Origin of the sequence: Nocardia altamirensis NBRC 108246, assembly GCF_001612685.1 — a bacterium.
Lineage (GTDB): Bacteria > Actinomycetota > Actinomycetes > Mycobacteriales > Mycobacteriaceae > Nocardia > Nocardia altamirensis.
This window is the reverse complement of sequence record NZ_BDAY01000036.1, coordinates 35,472-60,091: the sequence shown is the minus strand read 5'-3', so window position 1 is coordinate 60,091 and position 24,620 is coordinate 35,472. Positions and strand designations below refer to the sequence as shown.

The 24,620-nt window shown below is 66.4% G+C and carries 22 protein-coding genes; 9 read left to right on the top strand and 13 right to left on the bottom strand.

The genetic code is table 11. The annotated features are described in order from the left end of the window. The first annotated feature begins 140 nt into the window (after positions 1-140). Entirely contained in the window at positions 141-698 is a 558-nt protein-coding gene (locus NA11_RS19950) for a carboxymuconolactone decarboxylase family protein (protein ID WP_069163457.1), read from the top strand. A gap of 246 nt (positions 699-944) precedes the next feature. On the opposite strand, the gene NA11_RS19945 is transcribed toward NA11_RS19950, so the two are convergent. Beyond that, positions 945-1,454: an ArsR/SmtB family transcription factor gene (locus NA11_RS19945; protein WP_069163456.1), complete on the bottom strand. Its 510-nt coding sequence runs from the start codon at positions 1,452-1,454 to the stop codon at positions 945-947. A 101-nt stretch (positions 1,455-1,555) separates the two neighbouring features. Continuing rightward, on the bottom strand, positions 1,556-2,188 hold the full coding sequence (locus NA11_RS19940) for a hypothetical protein (RefSeq protein ID WP_069163455.1): 633 nt from the start codon (positions 2,186-2,188) through the stop codon (positions 1,556-1,558). Between the two features lie 973 nt (positions 2,189-3,161). On the opposite strand from NA11_RS19940, the gene NA11_RS45715 reads away from it, so the two are divergent. Next, positions 3,162-4,844: a peptidoglycan DD-metalloendopeptidase family protein gene (locus NA11_RS45715; protein ID WP_167837684.1), complete on the top strand. Its 1,683-nt coding sequence runs from the start codon at positions 3,162-3,164 to the stop codon at positions 4,842-4,844. 246 nt (positions 4,845-5,090) lie between these two features. On the opposite strand, the gene NA11_RS19930 is transcribed toward NA11_RS45715, so the two are convergent. Then, complete coding sequence (locus NA11_RS19930) at positions 5,091-6,320, bottom strand: acyl-CoA dehydrogenase family protein (RefSeq protein WP_069163453.1); 1,230 nt, start codon at positions 6,318-6,320, stop codon at positions 5,091-5,093. Positions 6,321-6,353: 33 nt separating this feature from the next. Then, entirely contained in the window at positions 6,354-7,748 is a 1,395-nt protein-coding gene (locus NA11_RS19925) for an acyl-CoA dehydrogenase family protein (RefSeq protein WP_393444546.1), read from the bottom strand. 139 nt (positions 7,749-7,887) lie between these two features. Here NA11_RS19925 and NA11_RS19920 point away from each other — a divergent pair, with 139 nt between their 5' ends. Further along, complete coding sequence (locus tag NA11_RS19920; RefSeq protein ID WP_245745995.1) at positions 7,888-9,426, top strand: glycosyltransferase family 39 protein; 1,539 nt, start codon at positions 7,888-7,890, stop codon at positions 9,424-9,426. 177 nt (positions 9,427-9,603) lie between these two features. Here NA11_RS19920 and ftsX read toward each other — a convergent pair whose 3' ends face one another. From ftsX to NA11_RS19895, 6 genes are all read right to left on the bottom strand, one after another. Then, positions 9,604-10,509 carry a permease-like cell division protein FtsX gene (ftsX, locus tag NA11_RS19915; protein ID WP_069163451.1) on the bottom strand — a complete coding sequence of 302 codons (906 nt, stop codon included), beginning with the start codon at positions 10,507-10,509 and terminating at the stop codon, positions 9,604-9,606. After that, entirely contained in the window at positions 10,509-11,189 is a 681-nt protein-coding gene (gene ftsE / locus NA11_RS19910; RefSeq protein ID WP_439957084.1) for a cell division ATP-binding protein FtsE, read from the bottom strand. Before ftsE ends, ftsX begins: the two co-directional genes overlap by 1 nt. Positions 11,190-11,409: 220 nt before the next feature. Further along, complete coding sequence (locus tag NA11_RS45710) at positions 11,410-11,568, bottom strand: Rv3103c transmembrane domain-containing protein (RefSeq protein ID WP_167837682.1); 159 nt, start codon at positions 11,566-11,568, stop codon at positions 11,410-11,412. Between the two features lie 49 nt (positions 11,569-11,617). Next, complete coding sequence (locus NA11_RS19905) at positions 11,618-12,463, bottom strand: mechanosensitive ion channel family protein (protein WP_069163497.1); 846 nt, start codon at positions 12,461-12,463, stop codon at positions 11,618-11,620. Positions 12,464-12,601: 138 nt separating this feature from the next. Further along, entirely contained in the window at positions 12,602-13,720 is a 1,119-nt protein-coding gene (prfB, locus tag NA11_RS19900) for a peptide chain release factor 2 (RefSeq protein WP_069163496.1), read from the bottom strand. Between the two features lie 567 nt (positions 13,721-14,287). Continuing rightward, positions 14,288-15,136, bottom strand: coding sequence for a helix-turn-helix transcriptional regulator (locus NA11_RS19895; protein WP_069163449.1), 849 nt, complete (start codon positions 15,134-15,136; stop codon positions 14,288-14,290). A gap of 144 nt (positions 15,137-15,280) precedes the next feature. Between NA11_RS19895 and NA11_RS19890 the strand changes: the two genes are divergently transcribed. Together NA11_RS19890 and hisN are read left to right on the top strand one after the other, a co-directional pair. Then, complete coding sequence (locus NA11_RS19890) at positions 15,281-15,868, top strand: NADPH-dependent FMN reductase (RefSeq protein ID WP_069163448.1); 588 nt, start codon at positions 15,281-15,283, stop codon at positions 15,866-15,868. 90 nt (positions 15,869-15,958) lie between these two features. Next, positions 15,959-16,744: a histidinol-phosphatase gene (gene hisN, locus NA11_RS19885; protein ID WP_069163447.1), complete on the top strand. Its 786-nt coding sequence runs from the start codon at positions 15,959-15,961 to the stop codon at positions 16,742-16,744. 412 nt (positions 16,745-17,156) lie between these two features. Here the strand turns inward: hisN and NA11_RS19880 are convergent, their stop codons facing one another. The 3 genes from NA11_RS19880 to NA11_RS19875 form a co-directional block, all read right to left on the bottom strand. Then, on the bottom strand, positions 17,157-17,675 hold the full coding sequence (locus NA11_RS19880) for a GNAT family N-acetyltransferase (protein ID WP_245745993.1): 519 nt from the start codon (positions 17,673-17,675) through the stop codon (positions 17,157-17,159). 203 nt (positions 17,676-17,878) lie between these two features. Next, positions 17,879-18,028, bottom strand: coding sequence for a hypothetical protein (locus NA11_RS45705; RefSeq protein WP_167837683.1), 150 nt, complete (start codon positions 18,026-18,028; stop codon positions 17,879-17,881). Between the two features lie 335 nt (positions 18,029-18,363). Next, on the bottom strand, positions 18,364-19,320 hold the full coding sequence (locus NA11_RS19875; protein ID WP_245745991.1) for an NHL repeat-containing protein: 957 nt from the start codon (positions 19,318-19,320) through the stop codon (positions 18,364-18,366). A 206-nt stretch (positions 19,321-19,526) separates the two neighbouring features. On the opposite strand from NA11_RS19875, the gene recQ reads away from it, so the two are divergent. The 4 genes from recQ (at position 19,527) to NA11_RS19855 (ending at position 24,586) form a co-directional block, all read left to right on the top strand. Next, entirely contained in the window at positions 19,527-21,401 is a 1,875-nt protein-coding gene (gene recQ, locus NA11_RS19870) for a DNA helicase RecQ (protein ID WP_141717714.1), read from the top strand. 232 nt (positions 21,402-21,633) lie between these two features. Further along, the gene (gene phoA, locus NA11_RS19865) at positions 21,634-23,124 is read left to right on the top strand and encodes an alkaline phosphatase (RefSeq protein ID WP_245745989.1); all 1,491 of its coding nucleotides are present in this window, start codon (positions 21,634-21,636) and stop codon (positions 23,122-23,124) included. 98 nt (positions 23,125-23,222) lie between these two features. After that, complete coding sequence (locus tag NA11_RS19860; RefSeq protein ID WP_069163494.1) at positions 23,223-24,299, top strand: metallophosphoesterase; 1,077 nt, start codon at positions 23,223-23,225, stop codon at positions 24,297-24,299. A gap of 68 nt (positions 24,300-24,367) precedes the next feature. Then, positions 24,368-24,586 (top strand): WLR motif membrane protein, encoded by a 219-nt coding sequence (locus NA11_RS19855; RefSeq protein WP_069163443.1) that lies wholly within the window; start codon positions 24,368-24,370, stop codon positions 24,584-24,586. The last annotated feature ends 34 nt before the right edge of the window (positions 24,587-24,620 follow it).

Here is a 24,620-nt window from a genome sequence, read left to right as displayed (position 1 = left end):
CCAGGAACTCGCTTCGGCACTGCGACCAAGCGATATCGAACGGCACTTCTGGGAGCCCAACGGTAGCAGCGCAGTGTCCAGGATCACACAACGGCGATATTCTCTTCGCATCTCGATCCTCCGCGAAGGGAGACGGCCGCATGCCCGAGCCGACAGTCCGCGAACCGTTCATCGATGTCCCCCCGGATGTGCCAGGCATCCGGGGTTTGTTTGCCTTCAAGCCGGAAACCGGTGCGGCACTGAGTGGATTCGCGCAGCAGTTGTTGCGCGGGCCTTCGCCGCTGACGCCTGGTGAGCGGGAAACGATCGCCACCTTCGTTTCCTCGCGCAACAACACCTACTTCTGCACCCAGTCGCATGCCGCGACCGCCGCACTGCTCGTCGACGGCGGGCGCGCGACGATCGATGCCGTCATCGACGATGTCGAGACCGCCGCCGTCGATCCGAAGCTGCGCGCCCTGCTGCGGATCGCCGACAAGGTCAGGGAGTCAGGGCTCGATGTCACCGGCGAGGACGTGGCCGCCGCGCGGGCAGCAGGCGCCAAGGACGAGGACATCCACGACGCGGTGCTGGTCGCGGCCGCGTTCTGCATGTTCAACCGCTACGTCGACGGGCTCGCGGCGATCACACCGCGCGACCCGGCGGCCTATGAACAGATGGGGCAGCGGCTCGCGGGCAGTGGTTATCTGCCCGACTGAGCGACGATTCGTACGCGCCGGACCGATCGGCATTTGACACGGCCGCGCCGACGGCGTTCGATACCGGTAGGGGGTAGTCGAACACCAGAATGGAGGCTGAATCAATGGAGATCTTCAGGCTTGTTCGCTCGACTTCGGTACCGGCCGACTGCGACTGCGGTCCGAGCTGTCAGTGCGGTTGCCAGTCCGGTGAGCCGTGCACCTGCTGCGGCGGGCACAGCTAGCCGCAGTTCGTTGCCGATCGGGTCAGCGTCGAGCGCTGGCCAACGCGATCAGTAGCGGCACCACCCGGCCCGCGGGCACTTCGAAACGCCCGCGGCCGGCAGTGTGTAGCCAGCCGACGGCGGCCAGCTGCCGTAGATGGTGATAGACCTGGCCCGAGGTGCCGACGCCCTCGAGGCCGACGAGTTCGGCCGCGGTCCTGCGGCCGCCCATGATCTCGCGTAGCAGCCGCAACCGCACCGGATTGCCTAATGCGGCAAGGCATTCCGCCGTCTCGAACCAGTCGTCCTCGATGAGGTCGCCGGTCGTGAAGCTCGCCTGCCAGCCGTAGTGTTCGTCGGTGGGCAGCCGCACCGAGCCGGCGAACAGCACGCCGCCGTTCGGTTCGTCGTCCGCGACGAACTCATCCTGCAGGCGGGTCACCGCCCACCGGTCGCCGGTCTGCGCCGTCGACTCTTTCCCGTTTCCGTTCGCGTCGGCCGCGATATCGCTGAGCCGCCGTTCGAGTTCCGCAACCCGCTCTTCCAGACTCACGCCCCAAAAGCTACGGAACTACGTAATTCCGGACAAGAGGGCAATCGGCTGCCTGCCGATGTCACAACGGCCCCCGACGCGGGGGCCGTTGTGGCGGTTGATCAGTTGTAGACGGCGCCGAACGAGGGTTGCGAGATCGTGCCGCGCTGGTACTGGAAGCCGTCCGGGTTCGCGTCGCTCACCGGAACCGACCAGCGGTGCCACAGGCTGCCGTAGACGGCGGCGACGATCAGGCCACCGCCGGTGTCGAGCGGGCGGGTGCGAATGGTGGTGTCCACCGGAATGTCTTGATGCTCGAAGAGCACTTCGGTTCCGCTGCGGCCATTGGACAGATTGATCCACAGCACTTCGAGTTTGGCGCCTGCTTGATTGGGGGCAATGGTGCCGGGTCCGCCGAAGAATCCGAAACGGAATCCATCGACGCCGAGGGCGATGCCGGAGCCGTAGACGCCCGGTCCGTCGCCGCGTCCGATATCCGACTGGGCCGGAATCTGGAACGGTTGCGCGGGCAGGGCCACCTGTGCGGCCTGGTTCAGCTGGCCGGAGGCTACCAGTCGGTCAACCGCCTGCTCAGCCTGCGGGTTTCCGGCGGCTGCCGTGCGTAGCTGCTGCGCGGCGGCGGCCCAATCAACGGCGACGGGCTCGGCCCCTGCATTTCCGGCGAATACGCCCGCTACGACCGCCGAAGCGGCGAAAACAGTGGCGAAGCGACGTGTCAAACTCGGTCGTTCCATAACCTGATCTCCTTGCGGTTAGGTCTCTGGTACAGCTCGAGAGAATACGATCCTAAATTTGTCGGTGGGGAAACGTGGGGTGTTACGAGAGCCCGCGATGACCGACGCGCTCCACTATCCCGGTTGGTTGCGTCTGCGCTTCGCTGCACACGCCATCGAGCGGCCAGTTGGGTCGGATTGGAGCGCGCCAAGAACTGGAATGTTCCTATTGGAACGTTCGTATTGGAACGTTCCAAAAAGTGGAATAGATACATTCGCTGGAGATTGTGCACGGGGCCGAAAGTTGTTGGTGGCTCAGTGTATTGTGAGCGCACTTCCTTCCGAGGGGCGATGGACACGGTCCAGACATCGCGCCCAGGAAGGAGGTGATGGGGAATGGCCAAACATCGCCGGAAAAAGTGGGAGGCCCCGGTCGACTACGGCATCATCTTGACAACTGCTGCCGTGGCCGCCGGGGCACTCATACTGGTCCGCTGGTTAAGGGCTAGGTAAGAGACCCATCAGGTGGGGCGTCGTTGCACCGGCGTCCCACCGCCCAGCATCACTCACGTGACCACTCAATAGTACGTGACATCGACCGCTGAAGGTACCCAACCCGCACAGAACCGGAGACCGTGGCGAGTCTTGAACCGCAGTCCCCGTCCGGTCCGTGTGGTGCCAGGTGCTGCGGCGATGCCTACACGCCTGTCCTGCGATGTGCGGTGACACAAGGCTTTCCGTGACCTCCGGTCACGCGAATTCCTGCGTCGACGCTGAATCGACCTCACACTTAACGCTTCTCAAGCCCTCCTTAGATCACTAGGAGATCACGGCCGACGACTCTATGGTTGCTCGTGAATTGATCGAGGCGAATTCCGATGGTTATCGATGACGGGGAAGCGCGTGCACTGTGCTGGCCCGATTTCACTTCCGCGGCTGCGTTTTTCGTCGATCGATAGTTACCTGATGAAGTGACAACGGAATGGATTTGGATATGCGTGTGTTCGGACGGCGGCGCTATCTCGCCGCCGCCCTGGTGGTCGGCTCCGCCATCGCGATCGGTTGGACCACGGCCATCAGCCCGGTAATCGCCGCCCCGAGGTCCGATGGGCTCGACGATGCGATCGAGACAACGATTACGGAGAAGCGGGAACTCGGTGTCACCGAAGCGGATCCCGCACCGGTCGTCGAGCGGTTGCGTAGCGACGGTGACTGGGTGTTCGGCGGGGCGACCGTTCCGTTGGACGAAGAGGAACCGTCGGAAGAAGAGAAGCAGCCGGACGACGAGGTGCCGGAGGACCATGCGGAGCCGGGCAAGGAGGAGCCGGGTGATCAGCCGCCGAGCGACACGATATCACCCGATGGCGAGCTGCCCGGTGACGAGGAAGCGCCGGACAGCGAAGAAGACCCGGACAGCGAGGAAGCGCCGACTGACGAGGACTGGTTCGGCGACGAGTGGTCCGACGACGACTGGTCCAGTGACGGAGAATGGCTGCGCGGCAAGGGAACTCCGGGTGGCAAGGCGCTGTCGCGGGGCGAAAAGACCGAGAAGACACCGCATAGCAAAGAACCGCATGGCAAAGAATCGCCGGTGTCGACCCTGTACGTGGCTAAGCGCATCGGTGGCAAGAAGTGGCAGGTCGCGCTGCAAGGCACCGAAGAGTTCAAAGGCCTGGTTCAGCAGGCGCCCGAATCGGTGGTGAGCAGGGGAGAGAAGGAAACTCTCACCGCGCCGCCCGCGCCGACTCGTCAAGCAGGCAGCGGACTTTCGCTGCCGTGGAAGCAGGGCGAAGCCTGGTTCATGGGCGGCGGCCCGCACGGCAATTCCGGTAGCAGCAGGCCGTTCAACTCGGTGGACTTCAACGGTGGCGACGGCCGAGTGCTGTCGGCGGGCGGGGGGCGCGTCTACAAGACCTGCGTGCGCAACGGCAGCGCCGAAGTGAAGGTGGTGCATCCCAACGGCTACACCACCTCGTACTACCACATGACGAACCTGATCAACGTCAAAGACGGCACCGAGATCGCGGCAGGCACGTACCTCGGCCACATCGGCACGCAGCTGCCCTGCGGCGGCAGCGCGAGCGGTGCGCACGTCCACATGGCGCTGTTCAAGGGCAGCGTGCAGGTGCCCGTGAACGGAGTCAGCATCGGCGGCTGGACATTCCGGGAAGGCGGCAACCCCTACGGTGGTTACGCCGAACGCAACGGCCAGCGCGTAGGCGTCGGCGGTCGTCTGGTCAACCACGGCAGCGGCGACGCCCCCAACCCCGACCCGGGACCGAAGCCGGACCCGAAACCGGATCCCAAGCCGACGCCGAAGCCGGATCCCAAGCCGGACCCGAAGCCGACGCCGAAGCCAGACCCCAAGCCGGACCCGAAGCCGACACCGAAGCCTGATCCGAAACCGGACCCGACTCTGGCCAGCGGCACCGTCCGACCCCATCCCGACCGTCGCCGTGGCGTCAACCTTCGCTCCGGACCGAGTCGCCAGACTTCGGTCGTTGGCCAGCTCCGTGACGGCGACGCCGTCAAGATCGTGTGCACCGTGCGCGGCGAATGGGTCCGCGGCTGGGGCTCGACCCCCGTGTGGAACAAGCTCGACAACGGCAAGTGGATCAGCGACGCCTACCTCGACACCGGCTCCGATGACCCGGTAGCGCCCAACTGCCCCCGATAACTCAGCGGTAGTCGAGCCGACAACCGACAACCGAATCAGCGGTAGTCGAGCCGACAACCGACACCAGAGAACCGGTGCGACGCCCACGCGGCTCGCACCGGTTTTCATTTGCGCCCATTATCTTTCAGCGGATGTCGGCCGAGGACGGCCCAGCAGGACATGATTTCAGTTGCACATCGAGATGGACAACAAAAAACCGGTGCGGGTCATGAAACAGACCCGCACCGGTTTTCGTTGCGCTACAGCTTATTTCAGCTCGGCGCTGGTCTTGCCGAGCACCCGGCGAGCCACGATGAGCTGCTGGATCTGCTGGGTGCCTTCGAAGATGTCGAGGATCTTCGAGTCGCGGCCCCACTTTTCGAGCAGGGTGCGCTGGGAGTAGCCGATGGCGCCTGCGAGCTCGACGGCCTTGAGGGAGACGTCGGTGCCGGTGCGGCCGGCCTTCGCCTTGGACATGGAGGCCTCGAGCGAGTTCGGCTTCTTGTTGTCGGCCATCCACGCGGCGCGCAGCGACAACAGGTAGGCGGACTCGTAATCGGCTTCCATGCGCAGGAATTCGGCGGCCGCGGCGTGCTGGTTGTTCGGCGGGGTGTCGTAGGAGATCTCGACACCGGCGTCGGTCAGGATGGCGCGCAGCTCCTCGAGCGCGGCGCGGGCAACACCGACCGCCATCGCGGCGACCATCGGGCGGGTGTTGTCGAAGGTCTGCATGACCCCGGCAAAACCCTTCTCCACGTTGACTTCCGGGCTACCGAGGATGTTGTCCTTCGGAATCCGGCAGTCCTGCAGCAGCAGCACGGCGGTGTCGGAGGCCTTGATGCCGAGCTTGTGCTCCAGCCTGGCCACCGAGAGACCCGGAGCCTCGCGGGGCACGACGAACGACTTGATCGCCGCGCGGCCGAGGCTCTTGTCGACCGATGCCCACACCACGATGTGGGTGGACCGCTGGCCTGCGGTCACGAAGATCTTCTCGCCGTTGAGGACCCACTCGTCGCCGTCGAGCACGGCGGTGGTGGTGACGGCGGCGGAGTCGGAACCGAACGACGGCTCGGTGATCGCCATCGAGGCCCACACCTTGCCGAACCGCTTCAGTTGCTCGTCGGTGGCGACGGCCGCGATGGCCGCGTTGCCGAGACCCTGGTAGGGGATCGAGAGCATCAGGCCGACGTCGCCCCATGAGGTCTCCAAGGCATTCAGCAATGCGGACATGTTGCCGCCGTTGCTGTTTCCGAGCAGCTCGGTGGCGTGCCCGTCGGACTCGCTGTCGTCTTCACGGCCACCGGCGGCGCCGCCGATCTTCTGGGTGCCGGAGTCGGCGAGCCCTTCGACCATGGCGGCCATGGTGTCCAGCTCGACGGGATATTCGTGCTCGGCGAGGTCGTACTTGCGCGAGATCGGACGGAAGATCTCGGTGGCGACCTGGTGGGCCTGGTTGGCGCTGGCCCGCAGCTTCTTGGGGAGTTCGAGGTTGATCATGGTGGTGGTCTCCTGAAGTAAGGAACGGGTCGACTAGATGAGCACGACACCTTCGGCGACGCCGATGGCCCGCAGATCGCGGTACCAGCGCTCGACCGGGTGTTCCTTGGTGAAGCCGTGGCCGCCGAGCAGCTGCACGCCGTCGAGGCCGATCTGCATGCCCTTGTCCGTGGCCAGCTTGCGGGCCAGCGACGCCTCACGGGCGAAGGAAAGGCCCTGCTCCGCGCGCGAGGCGCCACGCAGGGTGACCAGCCGCAGGCCGTCGAGCTCGATCGCGATGTTGGCGACCATGAAGGCGACCGCCTGGCGGTGGGAGATCGGCTCGCCGAACGCTTCCCGCTCGTTCACATACGGAATCACGTAGTCCAGCACCGACTGTCCGGTGCCGACCGCCAGCGAGGCCCACCCGAGCCTGGCGAGGCGCACCGCGTCGGCGTAGTCCTCGGCGCGCTGCTTGCTGTCACCGTCGCCGAGGATCGCGTCGGTGCCGACGGCGACGTTGTCCAGCAGCAGGCGGCCGAGGCCGGCGGCCCGCAGACCCATGCTCGGGTCGGCCTCGACCACCAGGCCGGGCGCGTCCGACGGGACGATGAAAAGCGCTGGGCGGCCGTCGAGTTCGGCGGCGATCAGGAACAGCTCGGCATCCGCGGCGGCGGGCACCAGGCTTTTGACGCCGGAGATCCGGTAGCCGCTCGGCGAGCGAACGGCCTTGGTCTGCAACGCGAACGGGTCGAACAGGGCGCGCGGCTCGCTGATCACCACGGAGGCCTGCGGCACGTTCTCGCCGGTGAAGGCGGGCAGGTAGGTCTTCTGCTGTGCGTCGGTGCCCCACTGGGACAGCGCGACCGCGACACCGCTCGGTGCGAGGATCGGCAGCGCCAGGCCCATGTCGCCGTGCGCGAGCGCCTCGGCGACAAGGGAATTGGTGACCGCACCGCGCTCGGAGGCCGCGCCTTCGAGCTCCTCGGGGACGTTGATCAGGGTGATGCCGAGTTCGGCGGCGCGCTCGAGCAGGTCGCGCGGCGCTTTGGCCGCGGCGTCGGCGTCGTAGGCGGCGGGGCGCAGGATCTCGGCGGCGAATTCCTTCACCGTCTCGACGATCATCTGCTGCTCGTCGGTGGGGGTGAGGTCGAAGAAGTCCTTGGTCTTGGCCTCGTTGGGGGCGAGCCGCTTCGGCTGGCCGTTGCCGGTGACCTTGGCGAAGGCGCGGGTGGCCGCGCCGAGCGTGCGGAAGCCGGTCTTGGTGCCCTCGTAGGTGACGCGCTCGATCGGCTTGCGCAGGTTGTACTTCTCGGCGAGTTCCGACCCGGTGAGGGTCGTCATCACCCGCATCGCCGCGCCCATCCAGTCCCGCTTGGGGTGGTTCAGGCCGACCGCGGACGTGTCTGGACGTCGCTTCGTTGCGCTGTCTCGAGTGCTCATCATCACCTGTTTTCTCGGGTGGGTGGGGTGAGGTCTTGTCCCAGCTATCTTACTCCTGAGTAAGACTATCTTACTGCAGAGTAAGAACCGCGTCGAGCTGCCGCTTATGTCGCCCTCACCGCTGTTTTTGTGCCACGCTGTGCCGGTGCCCATTGTTGCGGCGATCTTTGCCGTTGTCCTCGCAGTATGTACACCCCGATACGGATATCACCGGGATGAGCTGTATTTTCTGGCCGCGGGCAGGCACCTCGACTGGGGTTACCCGGATCAACCGCCGCTCACGCCGCTGCTTGCCAAGCTGATGAGCGCAATCGATCCCGATTCGTTATTCCTGCTGCGGCTCCCCGCGCTGGTCGCGGCCACCGTCGTCGTGGTCTGCGCCGGGCTGATGGCGCGCGAGTTCGGCGGCGGGCGCGCGGCGCAGGCGCTGGCGGCCGCCACGGTGGCGAGTGCCGCGATGGTCATGGGGATGGGCCACATGCTGAGCACCGCCGTGGTTGAGCTGGCTGTGTGGTCGGTGGTGTCGCTGCTTGTCCTGAAGTTGATGCGGCAGATCGGCGTTGTTGATCCGCCGAGCGAAGCTGTCGCCGCGTCACCCAGCCCGACGGATGCTGCCGCGACAGCAGGCGAGCGGCAAACGCGCAACGAGGCGGCGTGGTTGAGCGGTCCGCGGTGGTGGGTGCCGATCGGCGTGGTGGTCGGCGTCGGCTTGCAGAACAAGCTGCTGCTGATCTTCCTGGTGCTCGCGCTACTGATCTGCCTGCTGCTGCTCGGTCCGCGGAAGTTGTTCGCCACCAAGTACTTTCCGATCGCCGTCGGGATAGCCGCACTGATCTGGGCGCCGAATCTGGTGTGGCAGGCACGCAACGGCTGGCCGCAGTGGGAGATGAGCCAGGAGATCGCGGGCGGATCCTCCGGCACCTCGGATTCGCCGATCATGTTCGTGCTCTTGCAATTCGGGCTGATGGGCGCAGTGCTGGTGCCGCTGTGGGCGTTCGGACTGTGGCGACTGGCGCGTGATGCACGCTATCGAGCCTTCGCGGCGGCCTACGTGCTGCTGTTCGTGGTCTTCCTCGTCACCGGCGGTAAGGCGTACTACCTCGGAGCGATGTATCCGATTCTGCTTGCCGCCGGTGCCGTTCCGCTGGCGACCTGGCTGGGTCAGCGGCGAATTCGCTGGGCGGCAGTGAGTTTCGTGGTTGCGGTGAACGCGGTCGTCGGTGCGGTGCTGTTCCTGCCGATACTGCCGGTCTCGACCATGAAGGACTCTCCGGTCCTCGCGGTCAACTACGACGCGGGCGAAACGATCGGCTGGCCGGACTTCGTCCGTCAGATCGGTGATGTGCGCGCTCGACTCGGCGACAATGTCGCCGTCCTCACCGCCAACTACGGCGAGGCCGGCGCGATCGAACGGTTCGGCGCACCCTACAACTTGCCGAGACCGCATTCCGGCCACAATGCGTACTGGTGGTGGGGTCCGCCGAGCGATACCGCCACCGAATACCTCACCGTCGGCATGGACCGCGACTACCTGGCTCGCTTCTTCACCGACATCCAGCCTGCAGGCCAACTCGACAACGGCCTCGATCTCGACAACGACGAACAAGGCGAACCCCTCTTCATCTGCCGCAACCCCCGTGGCCCGTGGTCGGAGCTCTGGCCCAAGGCCAAACACCTCGGCTGATTCACCAGTGGCACACCACGGAGAGGTCTTCTCGCACGTTGCCGCAGCCATGTGCCACTCGTGCGCCGAATTGCGGTGAGGAGCACCGAATTGCGGTGCGAGAGTGACGAAGCCGGGAAGACGACGCGGGCCGGACCAGCAGGTGCTGATCCGGCCCGGGTTGCGTTGTGCCGCTTGTTATTCGCGGACGTAGTAGCGCAGCGTTCCGTATGCGGTGAGGGCGGCGAAGACGATGCCGACGGGTGCGATCACCAACGCGACCATCGCGATGTCGTCGCCGGTGATGCGCGGAAAGACCTTGCTGGCGAACAGATCTCCGAGCGCTCGGTCGATCACCAGCGGCCGCGCGATGAGCAACCCGACTACGGCGACGAGCGAACCGGCCAGCGCGGCGACCACCGCCTCCAAGAGGAACGGCAACTGGGTGTACCAGCGGGTCGCGCCGACCAGCCGCATGATGCCGACCTCGGTGCGGCGGGTGAACGCCGCGATCTGCACCATGTTCGCGATCAGCAGCAGCGCGGCGAACGCCTGCAGGATGGCAAGACCGAACGCGGCGTTGCGCAGCCCGTCGAACAGGCTGACCAGCCGGTCGACGATGTCCTTGTCGTTGCGCACCATGCCGACACCTGGCCGCTGATAGAACTTTTCGTAGATCTGCGGATACAGCGCCGCGTCTTTCATCTTCACTCGCAGCGACGCGGGCAGCGGCGTCTCGCTGACGTACTTGGCCAGCTCGGGCTGGTCCTTGAACGTCTTCTCCTTGGCCTCGCGGATGGCGTCGTCGCGGCTGAGGTACTGGACGGATTCGACATCCCTTGTCGACTTCAGGTCCGCCATCAGCGTCTTACACGGATCGCGCGAGCAGTCAGGGTCGTTGGCCGAGACGTCTTCGGTGAGGTAGAGCCGCACCTCGAGCCGGTCCAGGAAGTACTGCTCGGTCTTGTCGGCGATCCGCACCGCGAGCAGACCGCCACCGAGCATGGTGAGCGAGACCGCGACGGTCAGGATCATCGCGATGGTCATCGTGACGTTGCGGCGCAGGCCCGCGAAGACCTCGCTGAACAGGAAGCTCGCGCGCATCAGCGATCCACCCCGTACACGCCCGTCGCCTCGTCGCGCACCAAGCGGCCGCGGTCGAGTTCGATGACTCGCCTGCGCATGGCGTCGACGATGTGGTTGTCGTGCGTGGCCATCAGCACCGTGGTGCCGATCCGGTTGATCCGCTCCAGCAGCATCATGATGTCGCCGCTGGTGTCGGGGTCGAGATTGCCGGTCGGTTCGTCGGCAAGCAGCACGAGCGGCCGGTTCACGAACGCGCGGGCGATGGCAACCCGCTGCTGTTCACCGCCGGACAGCTCGGACGGTAGTCGGTCGGCTTTGCCTGCGAGCCCGACCATGTCGAGCACCTCGGGCACGGTGCGGTCGATGAACTGGCGCCGCTTGCCGATCACCTCCAGCGCGAACGCGACGTTCTGGTGCACCGACTTCTGCTGCAGCAGCCGGAAGTCCTGGAACACGCAGCCCATCCGCTGGCGCAGCTTCGGCACCTTGCGCCCCGGTAGCCGGTCCACGCGGAAGTCGGCGACCTGGATCTGCCCGGCGGTGGGGCTCTCCTCTTTGAGCAGCAGCCGCATGAAGGTCGACTTGCCCGAGCCGGACGGTCCGATGATGAAGACGAACTCGCCCTTGCCCACATCGACGGTGATGTTGTCCAGCGCGGGTCTCGTCGAGGTCTTGTACGACTTGGTGACGTTCCGCATGGTGATCACGGGGAGCCAGTGTAGCCAGCAATCCCGCGTTCACCGCGTTGCTGATCGTCGGGGCGCGGCAAGTCCGGCGCGTTCGGCGCGGTCGATCCAGCGAGTGCACCGGACGGTAGGTCGACGGATGCGGCCAGGGGGGTGAACGTCGGAACGTCACGCCGAAAGAGTCCGCAGTGCGGGTGCGCTCGACGTGACGACCGGTCGACGGTGGGTGCGCTCAGCGCGGCGGAGTTGCCGGAAGTACCGCTGCGGGAACGGTGTTCGGGCCGGGTTCGGTCACTGCCATGACCGGATGGTCCGGTTTGACGAACAGGTACAGCACGAACGTGGCGACCCAGGTCGCCATCAGGATCGCGGTGGAGCGGCTCGGTCGCACGGATTCCGAGCGCAGCGCTCGCGCGGATCCCTTCAGAAGCGAGATGGTGCTACGTGGTCTCACTGATTCCCTCCCGGCGCAACGCTGCGGCTACCCGCACCCGCAGTTCGCGGCCGACTTCGAATTGTTTGCCTGGCAGTGTGCGGGCAACCATTCGGATGTTCATCTGGTCAACGGTCAGGTCTTCGACGCCCATCACAGAGGGCTCATCGAGGAGCAGCGGTTTCAGCCGTGGATCCTCGTATGCCTTCGTGCCGACCTCGTGCAGGATCTCGTTGACCCTGGTGATGTCGGCGGTCGCGGCCACCGGGACGTCGATCGCGGCCCGCGCCCAATCCTTCGACAGATTCATGACTTTCACGATCTGACCGTTGGGCACGATGATCACTTCACCGTCCGAATTGCGCAGTGTGGTGATCCGCAACGTGACGTCCTCGACCGTACCCTCGGCCATCTCCGCTGAGCCAGTCACCGCGATGCGAACTACGTCACCGAAGCCGTACTGCCGCTCGGTGATCAGGAAGAACCCGGCCAGAATGTCCTGAACGATGCGCTGCGCGCCGAAACCGAGCGCGGCGCCGAGCACCGCGGCAGGTGCGACAAGGCCGGTGATCGCGAAACCGAGCCGCTGCAGGACCTCGATGCCGACCAGCACATAGATGATGGTCAAGATCACCCAGGTGACCACCTGCGCCAGCGCGTGCCGGTGCTTGGCCGCCTCGGTCCGCACCAACGCGTCGCCGCCGCGGAAACCCTCGTCGATCTTGCGGGTGATGCGGTCCCTGAGGAACGTGGCAAAGCGGCTGAACAGCACCGCACCGAGAATGTAGAGCACGATCTCGAGGCCGTTGGAACGTAGCCAGGTCGTGGTCTCCGAGGTCGACGCGAGTGACATGGTCAACATCTCGACTGAACTACCGACTGGACGCACGCCAGACAGGTTACCGCCGGATCTCCCCGCGTTCCGCGCAAGCCGCCCCGTCCGTGGGCGGTTGCGCGCGCCGCAACGGCGATCCGCGCGCCTGCTCCGGTGCTACGCGTCTTGGGCTTGCCGCATGCGCCAGCGGATACCCGATTCGATGAACCCGTCGATATCGCCGTCGAGCACCGCCGACGGGTTGTTGACCTCGTAGTTGGTGCGCAGATCCTTCACCATCTGGTACGGGTGCAGCACGTAGGAGCGCATCTGGTTGCCCCACGACGCGCCCTCGTTGGTCTTGAGGGCGTCCATCTCGGCGCGTTCCTCCTGGCGCTTGCGCTCCAGCAGCTTCGCCTGCAGTACGCGCATCGCCGAAATCTTGTTCTGCAGTTGGGATTTCTCGTTCTGACAGGTGACGACGATGCCGGTCGGGATGTGCGTCAGGCGCACCGCGGAGTCCGTGGTGTTGACGCTCTGGCCGCCGGGACCCGACGAGCGGTACACGTCCACCCTGATGTCGCCGTCGGGGATTTCGATGTGGTCGGTGGTCTCGACCACCGGCAACACCTCGACCTCGGCGAAGGACGTCTGGCGGCGGCCCTGGTTGTCGAACGGACTGATCCGCACCAGGCGGTGCGTGCCCATCTCCACCGAAAGAGTGCCGTAGGCGTAGGGCGCCTTCACCGCGAAGGTGGCGCTCTTGATGCCCGCCTCTTCGGCGTAGGACGTGTCGTAGACCTCGACGGCGTACTTGTGCCGGTCGGCCCAGCGGATGTACATGCGCATCAGCATCTCGGCCCAGTCGGCGGCGTCCACACCACCGGCGCCGGAGCGAATGTTGACCAGCGCGTCGCGCTTGTCGTACTCGCCCGACAGCAGGGTGCGGACCTCCATGGCCTCTACGTCCGCGCGCAGCGCGGCCCGTTCGCTGTCGGCGTCGGCGAGCGCGGAGACCCGGGAGTCGCCCTCTTCGTCCTCGGCCAGCTCGTACAGCACCGGCATGTCGTCGAGGCGTTCGCGCAGCTTCTCGACGCGGCCGAGCTCGCTCTGCGCGTGCGACAGCTCGCTGGTCACCTGCTGAGCGTGCTCCTGGTCGTTCCACAGATCGGGATCTGCGGCTTGGTGCTCGAGCTCGTCGATGCGTCGGCGCAGCTCCTCGATGTCGAGGACCGATTCGACCGTCTTGAGGGTGGCGTCGAGTTCGGCGAGATCAGCGGAAACGTCAGGATGCACGATGCTCAAGCCTACTGGTACCGGGAGGTCGGGAGCGCAGCCAGTCCGGCTCACCGTGTATTCGGGTCTTGCCGATTCGCTACGAGAGAGTCGCGTTCGGGTCCGGGGTCGGCGTAGGTGCGCTCGCGGAGTCGAATGATTAGGGCCGGGAGGCTGTCTGAGGGGGTGTGTTGGTAGTGCACGGGGCGCCGGAGGTGGGTTCGCGAGCTGGCGCCCCGCTGTCGGTGGGCCGTGCGGTCGGTGGGCTGTGTGCAGGGGCGTGGAACGCGCGCAACCGGAGCGGCTTCGGACGCAACCTCTTCGCCACCCCAGGCTTCCAGCTCAGACTCCGCCGCCGCTCCGGTCGCATCGATCGCTGAGTGGGAACTGGTGGCGGCATCGCCCGAGAGGCCCCCGCCACCAGTTCCCACTCGGCGGCGGCGAACCATCGGTATGTCCGTCCAGTGGTCGAGAAGCGCGCTCGTGCGTGCCGAAGATGGGTTCGCGGTGTGCTTGCCGTCGGTCTGCGGTGCGGAGGCGAACGTGAAACGTGCGCTGCCGGTGGGGTGTTCGTTCGGCGCGGGCGGCCTACACCGCGCGGAGGGCGCCGGGGCGGCGGCCGGTCAGGGCGTCGATGGCGGTTGCGGTGGGTTCGTCGGCAGGCAGGTGGATGATCAGATGCTGGTCGTCGTCGGCGGAGAGGTCGAGGATTTCGTAGGCCAAGCGCAGGTGGCCTGCCTCGGGATGGGTGAAGCGGGTGATGCCGGTGGCGGTGGGGAGGCTCGGCACGGTGTCGACCCGGTCGGTGAAATCGGGGCCTGCGGTGATGGTGAGCTCGTCGGCGAGCGCGGCGATGTGCGCGTCATTGCGGAACGGGCCCTGCTTGAGGGTGGCGACCAGGTGGTCGGCCTGGTGCGACCAGTCCGGGTAGGCGGTACGGGCGCGGGCATCGGTGAACACGTGCCTGGCCAGATTCGCCGGGGTGCTGTCGAAAAGGCCGGTCGGTGCCATCAGCCGGTGGTAGCCGTCGGTGTGGGCCAGGACCTCGGTGAGCCTGTTCACGATCACCGCAGGCGCTGGTTCCAGTCGGTCGAGGATGGCGCGGACCGCGGGGCGCACCTCCCTGGGCGGCACGGCATCGCCCATGCAGGTGAAACCGCTGTCGACCGATTTGGTGAGGCGGTGCAGGTGGACTCGTTCGCTGGGAGCCAGACGCAGTGCGTCGGCGAGCGCGGACAGCACCTGCGGGGACGGTCGGCGGTCGCGACCTTGTTCGAGGCGAGTCACATACTCGACGCTCACGCCCGCCAAGGTCGCCAACTCCGCGCGGCGCAGGCCAGGGGTCCGGCGGCGCGTGCCGGTGGGCAGCCCCACCTGGGCCGGGGTGACCGCCTCGCGCCGCGTGCGGAGGAACAGGCCCAGCTCGTTGTCGCTCACCCTTCGAACGTAACAAGGGCGAGCCCGCAAAGGGTGTCCCTGCCACTACCACTCTCACGGCGGCCTTCCTAGCCGTGGCGCCGCGCAGCAGATTGGGAGTCGCGGCGACCGAGGGTGGTCGCCGGACCTGTGGAGGAGGAAATAATGTCGGCATTGAAACTCGCGGTGATCATCGGCAGTGTCCGGGAGGGACGTTTCGGACCGGTTGTCGCGGAATGGTTCACCGAGCACGCCAGGAATCACGGTGCGTTCGAGGTGGACGTCATCGATCTGGCCGATGCGGATATTCCACTGGCATTGCCCGCCGTCTCGCCTGCGCTCGAGCCGAACCCCGAGCGGCCTGCCGGGATGACGGACCTCACTCGGCAGCTGTCCGAGGCCGATGCGTTCGTGATCGTCACACCCGACTACAACCGCAGTGTCCCCGCCGCGCTGAAGGCCGCGATCGACTGGCATTTCACCCAATGGGACAGCAAGGCAATCGGATTCGTCGGATACAGCGGGCTGAGCGGCGGGTTGCTCGCGATCGAGCACCTGCGGCAGATCTTCAACGAACTCAACGCACACACCATCCGCAACTACGTCTCGTTCCCGCGCTACTACCTGCTGTTCGACGAGGAAGGCAAGCTGCGCGAACCCGACGAGCCCGCAGAGGCGGCCCAGGCCCTCCTCGACCAACTGCACTGGTGGGCCGACGCATTGACCGCGGCCCGAGCTGTCTCGGTGGCATGAAGTCACAGACCTTCTTGACGGTGCACAGACTCTGTAGCTGCTGTGAACCGTGCGGAAGGTCTGTGGGCGGGACCCGATAGGGTGCGGGGCGTGGCTGAGCACTCCTCTGATCTCGAACTTGCGCTGCGGTTGGCCGATGAGGCCGATGCGATCACCAGGGCGCGGTTCGGCGCGCTCGATCTGCGGGTGGACGCGAAGCCGGACCTGACGCCGGTCTCGGATGCCGACCTTGCGGTGGAGAAGGCGATCCGGCAGGTGCTGTCCGAGCAGCGGCCTGGCGATTCGGTGCTGGGCGAGGAGTTCGGCGGTGACGCCGAGTTCACCGGGCGGCAGTGGGTGATCGATCCGATCGACGGCACCAAGAACTTCGTGCGCCGGGTGCCGATCTGGGCGACGTTGATCTCCTTGCTCGAAGACGGTGTGCCGGTGGTCGGTGTGGTGAGCGCGCCCGCGCTGTCCCGGCGTTGGTGGGCTGCCGCCGGATCGGGTGCCTGGACAAGCTTCGATGCCGAAGCGCCGAAACCGATCTCGGTGTCCGCCGTCGAGGAACTGTCCGCCGCGAGCCTCGCCTTTTCCAGCCTCTCCGGCTGGCATGCGCGCGGGCTGCGTGAGAAATTCCTCGCCCTCACCGACGACGTCTGGCGCGTCCGCGGCTACGGCGACTTCTTCACCTACTGCCTGCTCGCCGAGGGCGCGGTCGACATCGCCACCGAACCCGAAGTCTCCCTGTGGGATCTGGCCGCACTGGACATCCTCGTCCGCGAGGCAGGCGGTCGCTTCACCTCCCTCGCCGGCGCCGACGGCCCGCACGGTGGCGACGCCATCGCCACCAACGGCCTACTCCACGACGAAGTCCTCACCCGCCTCCGCCCCTGATCCTCGAGCTCGGCCCTGATCGGCACCGCTCAGCGGGCAGTCGACGGCAGCACTACCAGCCGAAGCATCAAGCCCTCTCGGTCATGTCCCGCTCGCCACTGGAAGTCTGCGCACCCGGGACATGGCTGCGGCGACACGCCGCCGATCCCTCGCTGATGTCCCGTTCGGTGCGGGGCGTGCTCGCCATTGGGGCATGGCTGCGAGTGACAGAGATCGTCGCCTGGTGTCCCTTCGCCGCTGGAAGTCCGTGCGTCTGGGACGTGGCTGCGGTGATGGGCCAGAGGGCCGGGCCATGTCCTGTTCGCTGCTGGGCGTTTGCGCGTCCGGGGCATGTCTGTGGCGACACGCTAGTAATTGCTCGCTGATGTCCCGTTCGATCGTGGACTTGGGACATGGTTGTGAGTGTGGTGGGTTAGTCCGTCAGGGACTTCTCCATCAGGACGACGTGGGTGGTGCCGTGGAACTGGGGCGGCAGTGGTGTTTCCCGGAGTTCGGTGAAACCCTGTGCCGCGTAATACTTTCGGAGCACCTGGTTGTCGGCGGCGGTGTCGAGGCGTTGCACGGTGATGCCGTTGGCCAGGGTGTAGTCGGCGCAGAACTGGATGATGCGTCCGCCGAGGTCGCGTCCGCGCTGCTCCGGCGCGACCATCAGGCCGTGGATGTAGCCGGCTTCGGTGTCGTCGTCCGCGCCCCAGAACTCCGGATCTCGCCAGATGACGCGGACCGCCGCGAGCAACGCACCCGAGTCGTCACGCCAGACGAACCATTCGCCGCGCGCCGCCTCCTCGGCAACCACTGCGCTGGGATACTCGCCGGGCACCCACTGTCCGATGCCGTTGTCGACCATCCACTGAGCCAGCCGATTACGCAGGTGCGCGATGTCCTCGGCATCGTCAGGACTAGCCACGATCATCGGAGCCGATTCCGGCATGGTTGTTCCTCTCCCAGCGGGCCCGCCCGCTGCACAACCCGCCGCGGTACGGAAACTGAAGCCGACCCTCGTTCAAGCCAGGTCGCAATCGACATTACCGACGCACGCACCGAACCCGTTCCGCCGCCCGGATCGTCGACTCGGCACGTGAAGAACGTGCCGGGCACCGAGGCCGCGATCTCGCGCGGATCCGGTAGGCGAGGTCATCTGTCCTGCGGTGCACCGAAATAGGCGAAACGGGAGACGGGTGGCAGGTCATTGCCGTAGCCGTCGTAGCGCGTACTTGGCCACTGTGCCGAGGCACGCCGATCGAGGCGCGGGTGGCGCAGCGCGATCTCGCGCAGACGGTTCATTTGCCGGGTGGCCGGTCATTGCCGTCGCCGTGTTACCGCGTGTCTGACCACTGTGCCGAAGCATGTCGATCGAGGCGCGCGCGAGTGGCGCAGCGCGATCTCGCGCGGATCGGGCAGACGGGTGACTTGCCGGGTGGCAGGTCATTGCCGTCGCCGTCGTAGCGCGTGTCTGACCACTTGTGTCGAAGCATGTCGATCGAGGCGCGCGAGTGGCGCAGCGGCGCGATCACGCAGATCGGGCAAACGGACCATTCGCCGTGTGGTGCACCGAATTTGGGCGCAGCGTGGTCGCGTAGCAGATCTCTCCGTCGCCATCACATCGCACACCGCCCTGACTACCGTGGTGGCGTTGCCGGGGTGAGGTCGACGCCGGCCGGCGGACGCAGTCGACGCAGCGTTCCGTCCATGCTGGTGACGTACAGCGCCCAGCCGTTGCCGTCGGGGGCGATGCGGACCGAGGTGGCGCCGTCGGGTGGGTTGCGCATCGGACCCGCCTTGATCAAGCCGGTGATGATCGCGCAGCCCGAGCCGGTGCCGGTGTCGATCTGGTAGATGGCGCCGACGACATGGTCGGCGACGAATAGTGCTCCGGCGCGGGTGGCTTCCATATCGTCGAGGAGTCCGAACACCTGCGGAACGCCGGAGACGACGGTCTGGGTGGTTGGCGAGTCGAGGGGGATGCGGAAGATCCGTGCCGTCAAATTGTCGGCATAGATCGACTTTCCATCGGCGGCAAGGGCAATGCCGTTGCTCAGCGGCAGATTGGACCAGGTCTTGGTGTACTCGCCCGTGGACGGTCGGTAGCGTCCGATGCCGGTCAATGGTCCGTTGACGCCGATCGTCGTGAACAGTAGATCGCCGTCCGGAAGCAACAGCAGGCCGTTCGGCCCATTCAGCCCGGTGAGCTGGACCGTCACCGCGCCGGTCGCGATCTCGTACCGCTGCAGTGTGCCGGGACCTGCCGTCAGCCCGTCCCCGGTGAGAAAGTAGACGTACGGCCCGGCAACCCGCACGCCTGCCGGATTGTCGAGACCTGTCACCAGTTTTTCGAATCGGCCGGTGCTGTCGACATGTGCGAGGAACCCGTCGACGATGCCGGTGACATAGAACCCACCCGCACCGTCGGAGTCGAGGTTCTCCAGATTGCCGACGCCCTCGACCAGCGTCGTTGCCTCCCAACCGGCTGCGCACATGTCCGGGAACGGCTCGGCACTAGCCATCGGCGCGGTGGCGACGATCCCCGCGAACACGGCCACTGTCAGCGCCGCAGCTCGAATTCGATTGCTCCCCATCCCTCTTCTCATGCCCGTCAACCTAACAAAGCCGCACCAGCGCGGCTGTGCGGCGAATCTCGGTCAGTGCGGCGAAGTCCCAGCTCAGCGCGTCGGGCGCGGCGAAAGTCGAATGGTTTGTCCCCATGTGGAGAACTCACAACCCGACCTGGATCAATACCGACGTCTCGGTAGCGCCGCTCGCGCACGCTCGTAGGATGGGCCGGGTGACTCCCCCCGATGCATTCGCGGCCGTGGCGACCGACACCGATCCCGGTGTGGACGCCGGATCAGTTGCGGCGCAAGAGGTTCTACGCCGAGTCTTCGGCTACGACCGCTTCCGCGGTGACCAGCGCGAGATCGTGGAACACGTGGTCGCGGGCGGTGACGCGCTGGTCCTGATGCCGACCGGCGGCGGTAAGTCGCTCTGCTATCAGGTGCCTGCACTGGTGCGGCCCGGCGTCGGCGTGGTGATCTCGCCGCTGATCGCCTTGATGCAGAACCAGGTGGATGCGCTCAGCGCACTCGGCGTGCGCGCCGGATTCTTGAACTCGACCCAGTTCCCGGACGAACGCCGCACCGTCGAGGCGCAATTCGTCGCGGGCGAGCTCGACCTGCTGTACCTCGCGCCGGAGCGGCTGCGGATGGAGTCGACGGCCCAGCTGTTCGACCGCGGCAAGGTGGGACTGTTCGCCATCGATGAGGCGCACTGTGTTTCGCAGTGGGGCCACGACTTCCGGCCCGACTACCTGGCGCTGTCGGTGCTGCACGAGCGCTGGCCCGAGGTGCCGCGTATCGCGCTGACCGCGACCGCGACCGCGAAGACCAGCGACGAGATCGTCCAACGCCTCGACCTCGGCACCGCCAAGCGCTTCATCGCGAGTTTCGATCGCCCCAATATCCAGTACCGGATCGAGCCGAAGAACAAGCCGGATCGTCAGCTGCTCGAGTTCATCCGCACCGAGCACGCCGGGGACGCGGGCATCGTCTACTGCTTGTCCCGCAACTCGGTCGAGAAGACTGCGGCGTTCCTCACCGAGAACGGTGTCACCGCCGTGCCGTATCACGCGGGCCTGGACAACCGCACCCGCGCGGAGAACCAGACCCGGTTCCTGCGTGAGGACGGTCTGGTGGTCGTCGCGACGATCGCCTTCGGCATGGGCATCGACAAGCCGGACGTGCGTTTCGTCGCCCATCTCGACCTGCCGAAATCGGTGGAGGGCTACTACCAGGAGACCGGCAGGGCCGGACGTGACGGGCAGCCGTCGACCGCGTGGATGGTGTACGGCCTCAACGACGTTGTGCAGCAACGCAAGATGATCGATTCGTCCGAGGGCGACGCCGCCCATCGCCGTCAGCTGCAACTGCACCTGGACGCGATGTTGGCGCTGTGCGAGACGGTGACCTGTCGGCGCGTGCAGTTGCTCAACTACTTCGGTCAGTCCAGCGAGGCGTGCGGCAACTGCGACACCTGCCTCACCCCGCCCGAGTCGTGGGACGGCACCGTCGCCGCGCAGAAGCTGTTGTCTGCGGTGCTGCGGCTGAAGCGGGAACGCGGCCAAAGTTTCGGCGCGGGCCACATCGTCGACATCCTGCTCGGCAAGCAGAATCCCAAGGTACTGCAGCACGATCACCACGAGCTGAAGGTCTTCGGGATCGGCACCGATCTGCGCGATATCGAATGGCGCGGCGTGGCACGGCAATTGCTCGCCCTCGGACTGCTCGCGGTGCACGGCGACTACGGGGTGCTCACCCTCACCGACGCGAGCAACGAAGTGCTCTTCGACGGTCGCCAGGTGCGGCTGCGTCGCGAGCCGGAACGCGCGACCAAGCCTGCGCGTGTCGCCAAGGCGGGCAAGTCAGCGCCCGCGGACATGGCTCCGACGGACGTCCCGGTGTTCGAGCGACTGCGGGGATGGCGGGCGGCCACCGCGAAGGAACAGGGCGTGCCAGCCTATGTGGTCTTCCACGACGCCACGCTGCGGGAGATCGCTGCCCGTAAGCCGACAAGTCTGACCGAGTTAGGCACGGTGGGCGGTGTCGGTGAGAACAAGCTGGCCAAGTACGGTGCGGGCGTGCTGGAGGTCCTCGCCGAAAAGTGACATTATGCACCATTCGGTCTGTACGTTGATGACTCCGCTACCTCTGGTAGGTGACCCGAAAGTCATTGTGCGGTACCGGCGTTCGCTCGCCGAACGTGAACGTTACCCATGCGAATAAGCTAATGGGACAGTCTGCGGTAACCATCCGGTTGCCCGCTGTGCTCCTTTTGTTCAGACGGCCTCGTAAAGCTCCGATCATCCGACATCGCAACGAACAATGGAGTTTTCGCTCATGCCCCCTGTCTCGCCGCGTTCCATGCCCCGCCGGTTCCGCGCGGGCGCCATCGTGGGCGCCGCTGTTCTCGTCGGTACCCTGGCCGCCTGCGGCTCCGCCGACTCACCGAAGCAGAGCAACGGCGACCTCATCAGCCCCAAGGCCCAAGGCACGCTGAGCGATAACGGCGGCGCCCGCCGGACCACCGGCGACCGGACCGAAGCGCTGCGCGCCTCGCTCAACGGCAACCAGGCCAAGAACGTCATCCTGCTGATCGGTGACGGCATGGGCGACTCCGAGATCACGGTGGCGCGCAACGTCGCCGAGGGCGCTGGCGGCTACTTCAAGGGCATCGACGCCCTGCCGCTCACCGGCTCCTACACGCACTACTCGCTGGACAAGAAGACCGGAAAGCCGGACTACGTCACCGAGTCCGCGGCCAGCGCCAGCGCATGGGCGACCGGCACCAAGACCTACAACGGCGCCATCAGCGTCGACCTCAAGGGCGCGCCGCAGGCCAACCTGACGGAGATCGCCAAGGCCAACGGCAAGGCCACCGGCAACGTGTCCACCGCCGAAATCCAGGACGCCACCCCGGCTGTGCAGGCCGCGCACGTCACCGAGCGCAAGTGCTACGGCCCGGAAGAGACCCTGGCCAAGTGCCCGACCAACGCGCTGGAGAACGGCGGACTCGGCTCCATCAGCGAGCAGCTGCTCAACACCCGCGCCGACGTCACCCTCGGTGGCGGTTCGAAGAGCTTCGAGCAGAAGGCGACTGCGGGCAAGTGGCAGGGCCAGACGCTGAGCGAGCAGGCCAAGGCCCGCGGCTACAACCTGGTCTCGGACAAGGCAGGCCTGGACGCCGTCGCCAAGGCCGACCAGGACGCGCCGGTGCTCGGCCTGTTCTCGCCCGGCAACATGCCGATCCGCTGGGCAGGCGAGACCGCCGTGCCGAACGGCCTGAACGCGCCCGCGCAGACCTGCAAGCCCAACCCGGACCGCGCCGCCACCCTGCCCGACCTGGCGACCATGACCCGCAAGGCGATCGACCTCCTCAAGGAACGCAAGGACGGCTTCTTCCTCCAGGTCGAGGGCGCCTCGATCGACAAGCAGGACCACGCCGCCAACCCGTGCGGCCAGGTCGGTGAGACCGTCGACCTCGACGAGGCCGTGCAGGCCGCCCTCGAATTCGCCAAGAACGACGGCAACACGCTGGTCATCGTCACCGCCGACCACGCGCACAGCAGCCAGATCGTCCCGCTGGAGACCAAGTCGCCCGCGCTGACCAGCAAGGTCGTCACCAAGGACGGCGCCGAGATCGGCATCTCCTACGGCACCGCCGACGCGGGTGGTTCGCAGGAGCACACCGGCACCCAGCTGCGCGTCGCCGCCTACGGCCCGCGCGCCGCGAACGTGGTCGGCCTGACCGACCAGACGGACATGTTCTTCACCATCTCCGACGCACTCGGACTCGACCGGACCAAGAAGCCGGTCCAGGCCGCGAAGTAAGACATCCGCCAACGCCGCTGCCCCGCCCCGACATGACCATTGCCCGCCCGATAGGCGAAGATGGTCGTCGGGCGGGGCAGCGGCGTATGGAGGATCGTATGCGTGACAACAGCTTTGGCCGCAGGGGATTCCTGGCCGGTGCGGCGGGCGTCGCGGCAGGTGCGTCGCTGGTCGGCCTGTCGCCCGCGGAGGCAGTGCCGGTCGCGCCGGGCGTCACCAAGTTCGGCTTTCCTACCGACCGCACGCTGCGGGTACTGGTGACCGGTGACGCAGGCACCGGTTTACGCGCGCAATGGGCGGTGGCCGAAGCGATACGTACCCTCCACCGCCGGGAACCGGTGTCGCTGGCCGTCGGCCTCGGCGACAACATCTACGAGAGCGGACCGAACAGCGGCACCGATCCACAATTCGCCGACAAGTTCGAAAACCCCAATGCCGGACTGGATTTCCCGTGGCTGATGGTGCTCGGCAACCACGACACCAGCTCTGTGCTCGGCGGTGACGGCGGCTGGCTGCTGCGCGGCAACCACGAGGTCGAGTACCACGCGAACTCACCACGCTGGTGGATGCCGAGCCGCTACTACTCCGTTCGAGTCCCCGAGCAGCGGCCCGTCGTCGAATTCTTCGTCCTCGACCTCAACCCGCTCGCCGCCTACATCCCGCCGATCCTCTCGCCCTATTGGGCGGTCGACGGGCAGTTCATGAACGAGCAGCGCGCCTGGCTGGACCGCGCCATCGCCGAATCCACCGCCACCTGGAAGATCGCCTGCACGCACCACCCTTACCTCAACAACGGCCCGCACGGCGACGCGGGACGCTACGAAAACCTGCCCATCGAACCGATCAACGGCGTCCACGTGAAGCGGTTCTTCGAAGACCATGTGCTCGGCAAGTGCCAGTTCCTGCTGTCCGGACACGACCACTCGCTGCAGGTGCTCGAGCCGACCGTCGAATCCAAAGGCACCCGCCAGATCGTGTCCGGCGCCGCCGCCAAAACCGTTGGCGCCGAGCCGGCCATCACTCCCCGCGGCAGACACAACGCCCTGTTCGAGAACTACCACCAGCTCGGTTTCATGGTCCTCGACCTGACCGCGACCACCGTCGATCTGCGCGTGCACACCGTCGACGCCGCGACCGCTGCCACCACCGAAGCATTTACCCGACGTCTCGTCTGAATACCAACTGCGTTGCGCCGCGTGCGAATTGCGGCGTCAAGCCACCTCGGCCCACTACGGTGCAGCGTATGGCTCCCGGTGATGGCCCCGATGACGTCTCCACCAGCTCGCCAGGCGGTGAAGCCCCGGACGCGCAACCCAGCTCCTTCCGCGGCGTCGACCCCGCCGTCGAAGGTGTCTGGCTCCATCATCGCCCACCCGTCCGTTCCCGCCTGCCCCGCCTGTCCACGATCCTGCTGACCCTCGCCTTCATCGGGCTGCTGGTCCTCTGGCTCTTCGTGCACTAGAGCGGCCCGCGCCACGAGCAATGCGTGCACCCGC